Origin of the sequence: Halalkalibacter wakoensis JCM 9140 (genome assembly GCF_000513095.1) — a bacterium.
In the GTDB taxonomy this organism is placed as follows: Bacteria; Bacillota; Bacilli; order Bacillales; family Bacillaceae_D; genus Halalkalibacter; species Halalkalibacter wakoensis.
Window position 1 is genome coordinate 1 of sequence record NZ_BAUT01000128.1, and the last position, 4,435, is coordinate 4,435.

The 4,435-nt window shown below is 38.2% G+C and carries 4 protein-coding genes, 1 pseudogene and 1 riboswitch; of the genes and pseudogenes, 2 read left to right on the plus strand and 3 right to left on the minus strand.

Annotated elements, in window-relative coordinates; genetic code table 11:
• Nucleotides 1–504: pseudogene (locus JCM9140_RS21505) on the minus strand (methyl-accepting chemotaxis protein); the annotation flags it as partial.
• A 259-nt stretch (nt 505–763) separates the two neighbouring features.
• On the opposite strand from JCM9140_RS21505, the gene JCM9140_RS21510 reads away from it, so the two are divergent.
• Nucleotides 764–1,099 (plus strand): helix-turn-helix domain-containing protein, encoded by a 336-nt coding sequence (locus JCM9140_RS21510; protein ID WP_034751578.1) that lies wholly within the window; start codon nt 764–766, stop codon nt 1,097–1,099.
• A 62-nt stretch (nt 1,100–1,161) separates the two neighbouring features.
• On the opposite strand, the gene JCM9140_RS21515 is transcribed toward JCM9140_RS21510, so the two are convergent.
• On the minus strand, nt 1,162–1,341 hold the full coding sequence (locus JCM9140_RS21515; RefSeq protein ID WP_034751579.1) for an anti-repressor SinI family protein: 180 nt from the start codon (nt 1,339–1,341) through the stop codon (nt 1,162–1,164).
• A gap of 14 nt (nt 1,342–1,355) precedes the next feature.
• A riboswitch (cyclic di-GMP riboswitch) is annotated at nt 1,356–1,448 on the minus strand.
• Nucleotides 1,449–2,031: 583 nt separating this feature from the next.
• Entirely contained in the window at nt 2,032–2,349 is a 318-nt protein-coding gene (locus JCM9140_RS21520) for a helix-turn-helix domain-containing protein (protein ID WP_034751582.1), read from the minus strand.
• 223 nt (nt 2,350–2,572) lie between these two features.
• Between JCM9140_RS21520 and JCM9140_RS21525 the strand changes: the two genes are divergently transcribed.
• Entirely contained in the window at nt 2,573–4,237 is a 1,665-nt protein-coding gene (locus tag JCM9140_RS21525) for a glutamine--tRNA ligase/YqeY domain fusion protein (RefSeq protein WP_034751585.1), read from the plus strand.
• Nucleotides 4,238–4,435: the final 198 nt, after the last annotated feature.

Genomic DNA, 4,435 nt, shown 5'->3' on the forward strand with positions numbered 1-4,435 from the left:
CACAATCTCATTTACATATCCACTTGCATTTTTTGATTGTGTTTGCAACGTTTCTGTTGCACTAGCAAGGTCATCTGCACCTTTGGCAATGCTTGATACGCCATCGTTAGCTTGAGAAAGGGCCGACACCATTGTATCTGAGATCTCCATTAACTTTTTTTCATTTTGTTCTTGGAGTTGAATCGCAATCGCTCCGACTACTTTGTTATTTTCAACAATTGGTTTTGCTAAGCCTGTAAAAGAAAAGCCAAAGAATTCAGGATCTACTTCTGTTCGAATTTCTTTTCGATATTTGATGCATTCTGCTAACGGTTCATCTGGCATAATTTTAACTCCTGCTTTCACTCCTAAGTTGATTTTTTCCCCAGGATAATAAGCAAGCCATTCTTCCCGATTCGTAATCCCCATTGCCACATCCGGAAGCATTGATTGAATGAATGGTAGTACATTTTTGTATGTATCAAGGATCGCTTCTTCTTTCGTGATCACTGATTCATTCTTCATAAGCATTCCCACCTTTACATATAGTTCTTTAATGATACATTCATTGTACAATTATTTCACAAAAATAGTATGCTTTTTTGCCTAGAAAAAGAAAAATTTTTATGTTTGATCATGCCTCCAAACGGGTATAAAGAACTAAATTGTTACAATTGTTTTTGCGTCAAGCTACCTTTTTTTGTGTGTGAGCTTACTATTTATTTGACTATTCTTTTTTTTCAAGATAATGAAATAAACACACTACATTGATAGGAGAATCATAATGATTGGAACTAGAATAAAAGAAGAACGCTTAAAAAAAGGATTCTCTTTATCGGAATTGGCACTAAGAGCAGATGTTGCTATATCATATTTAAGCTCTGTTGAGCGGAATATTCAATCAAATCCATCGATTCAATTCCTGGAAAAAATCGCTGAAGCGTTAGATACTCAAATTCACTCTCTAATGGGTAACAAAAATGAAGAATTAGACGGAGACCTAGATGAGGAATGGTTACAACTTGCTAAAGAAGCGCAAAATTCAGGTATAAGCAAACAACAATTTGTGGAATACCTTGAGTTCACAAAATGGCAAAAACAAAAAGAACAAGAGAAATGAACAATATAAATAAAGAAAACCTATTGAAGTAAAGTTCAATAGGTTTTCTTTATTCGCTTCGCTTAATTCACTTTTTTATGAAGCGGTTCAGCTGGAGTGATTTCGGTGAATGTTCTTCGTGGTTTGTTTTCGTTGATAAATGTTCGAATATCCTCTGTTGATAATCCAAGCTTCTTTGCTTCTTTTACTAACAATATCCATTCCTGATCAATCGACTTGTTTTTTTGATTCAGCTTATCCAACTCCAACCTCCGATTTCGGTAGCCCAGCCATCATAGCAATCCGTTTGATTACCTTAGATCTGAAACTTTGCGTCACTACCTTTCGATAGACTATGCCTTTTCTGATAGTAAAATTATACCATAGGCATAGTGGAAAAGAAGGAAATTCGCGAGACAATTATTCTGAATGTTCGATGCTTTCCAATAAATTACCACTATAAATAGTCATAAATTTCTTATCGAATTTACTGGGAATTAGTGGTAATAACTAGACCTTTCTTGTTTCTCAAAAGGTTGCCTACTTCTGTCGAGAAAGATAGATAAATGTAACAGATTTATGACCTATGTATGATTCAGAGAAAGTGAATGGGTTAAAAGAAATCGTAGAAGAGTAAGAGTAACAAGTTAAAGATAAGTAAAAGTAAAAGTAATCCTAGCAGGGGAATGACACGGAGACTCCTGCGGGAGCCGTGACCCACGTGTGAGACCCCGCAGGCGACAGCCGAGGAGGCTCACCGGGCACCCGCGGAAAGCGTAGTGTCATTCCCCTGCGGCAGTTAGGCACTTTTTCAATGGCCTCCCTCTATTTCCCGCAGGAGCCGAGTGGCTTTCGCTCCATTTCACTATGAGAATACCTTACTTCACAGCATCATCCTTGCGAAAATCGCTATCAAAAATAAAACTATTGAATAAAGTCTTTTTTCTTAACTGTTATTTCTCTTGTTTCCATCGCTGAAATTCCAAGAACTCCGCGAATTGCTCTTTCGTAATGCCTTCGTTAATCGCATCTTGAATAATTTCAAGCCATTCACCCGATACTTCTTCTTGCTGGTTGTCATCTTCTAGTAGCAGATTCACTGAAACTTCTAATGCATGAGCAATTTTTTCAAGGAATTGCAACGATGGATTTTTTTGCAGGTTTCGTTCTAAGGAGCTCAAATAAGACTTCGCTACTCCTGCTCTTTTGGCTAATTCTGTTAACGACATGTTTTTGTTTTTTCGGTATTTTTTTACTCGATCCCCTATCAACCTTATCAACTCCTGCTGCCTAAACAACTAATGAATAAACGATACCATACCGAATTAAAATAAAAAACTACTATAAACGGGTTTATGTGCGTTAGCTACCGTGAAAGATGTTCATAAACGATCATTTGTCCAATTCATGACTTATGATACAATATTGTCTATTACATAGTGTATTATGGTAAAGAATCCAATACACACTACATAATAAGAAAGGGTGAAATACATGGAGCATAATCATTCCAACTTCATACGAAATATTATAAAAGAAGATTTAGGTTCCGGTAAGAGAGACCATGTCATTACGCGCTTCCCTCCTGAGCCTAATGGATATTTACATATAGGACATGCAAAATCAATTGTCATTAACTTTGATTTAGCAGCTGAATTTAACGGAAAGACGAACTTGCGCTTTGATGATACGAATCCATTAAAGGAAGACACAGAATACGTTCATGCGATCAAGGAAGACGTCCAGTGGCTTGGCTATGATTGGGACGGTCTTTATTTTGCTTCTGATTATTTTCAAGAGATGTACGAAAGAGCTGTTCTTCTTATTAAAAAGGGCAAAGCTTATGTTGACGATCTGACACAAGAAGAAATTCGTGAGTATCGCGGAACACTAACTGAACCAGGCAAAGACAGTCCTTACCGCGATCGTACGATTGAAGAGAACTTAGATTTGTTTGAGCGTATGCGTAGTGGTGAATTTCAAAACGGTGAAAAAGTATTGCGTGCGAAAATTGATATGAGCTCACCTAACATTAATCTGCGTGATCCCGTTATTTATCGTATTTCTCATGCAACTCATCACAATACTGGTGACAAGTGGTGCATTTACCCAATGTACGCATTTGCTCATCCATTAGAAGATGCGATTGAGGATGTTACGCATTCTATTTGTACGACTGAGTTCGAAGACCAACGTCCACTATACAACTGGATTGTTGAAGAGTGTGAAATGTCCAGCACACCTCAGCAAATTGAATTCGGTCGCCTTAATATAACAAATGCCGTTATGAGTAAGCGTAAATTAAAGCAATTAGTCGATGAAGGCTTTGTTGACGGCTGGGATGATCCTCGTATGCCGACTATTTCAGGCTTACGCCGAAGAGGCTATACTCCTGAAGCGATTCGTGCATTTGTACGTGAAACAGGCGTCTCAAAAGGATCCGGTACAGTTGATTCGCAAATGCTCGATTATTTTGTTCGTGAAGACTTAAAGCTAAAAGCTCCTCGTACGATGGGCATTCTTCGTCCGTTAAAGGTAGTGATTACGAACTATCCAGAAGGACAAGTAGAAATGCTTGATGCTGAAATCAACCCTGAAAATCCAGAGATGGGAACAAGACAAATTCCTTTCTCAAGAGAAATCTACATTGAGCAAGAAGATTTCATGGAAGACCCACCAAAAAAATATTTCCGTCTCTTCCCTGGAAACGAAGTTCGCCTCAAGCATGCATACTTCATTAAATGCGAAGACGTTATTAAAGACGAAGATGGAAATGTTGTAGAAATTCATTGTACGTATGATCCTGAAACGAAAAGTGGCTCAGGTTTTACTGGTCGAAAAGTAAAAGGAACCTTGCACTGGGTCGATGCTACGCAAGCAGTCCCTGCTGAGTTCCGTTTATATGAACCACTTATTCTTAGTGAAGATCCTGAAGAACTAGAAGAGACCGAAGTCGAGAAAACATTCCTTGATCAAGTGAATCCAAATTCTCTTCAAATTCTAAATGGCTTTGTCGAGCCTAATATGAAGGAAGTTCATTCACAAGAGAAGTTCCAATTTTTCCGTCACGGATATTTTAATGTTGATCCAAAAGATACAACGGAAAATAATCTTGTCTTTAATTTAATCGTATCATTGAAAAGCTCGTTTAAGCTTTAAAAAGCAAAAGCGGCTTTTCTAGCCAAATAAAATCCGAACGATTCAACATTCTTTCATAAAGAATACGAATTGTTCGGATTTTTTGCTTTTGCTGAAAAAAGGTGCTCTAAATCACCGCTCCGGACATACACTCCGCTTTCCGCGGGCGGCTGGTGAGCCTCTTCGTGCTGACGCACTGCGGGGTCTCACCCCTGCCTT

Coding starts and splice junctions, on each gene's coding strand:
- JCM9140_RS21510 (WP_034751578.1), top strand. CDS start 764: ATGATTGGAACTAGAATAAAAGAAGAACGCTTAAAAAAAGGATTCTCT.
- JCM9140_RS21525 (WP_034751585.1), top strand. CDS start 2,573: ATGGAGCATAATCATTCCAACTTCATACGAAATATTATAAAAGAAGAT.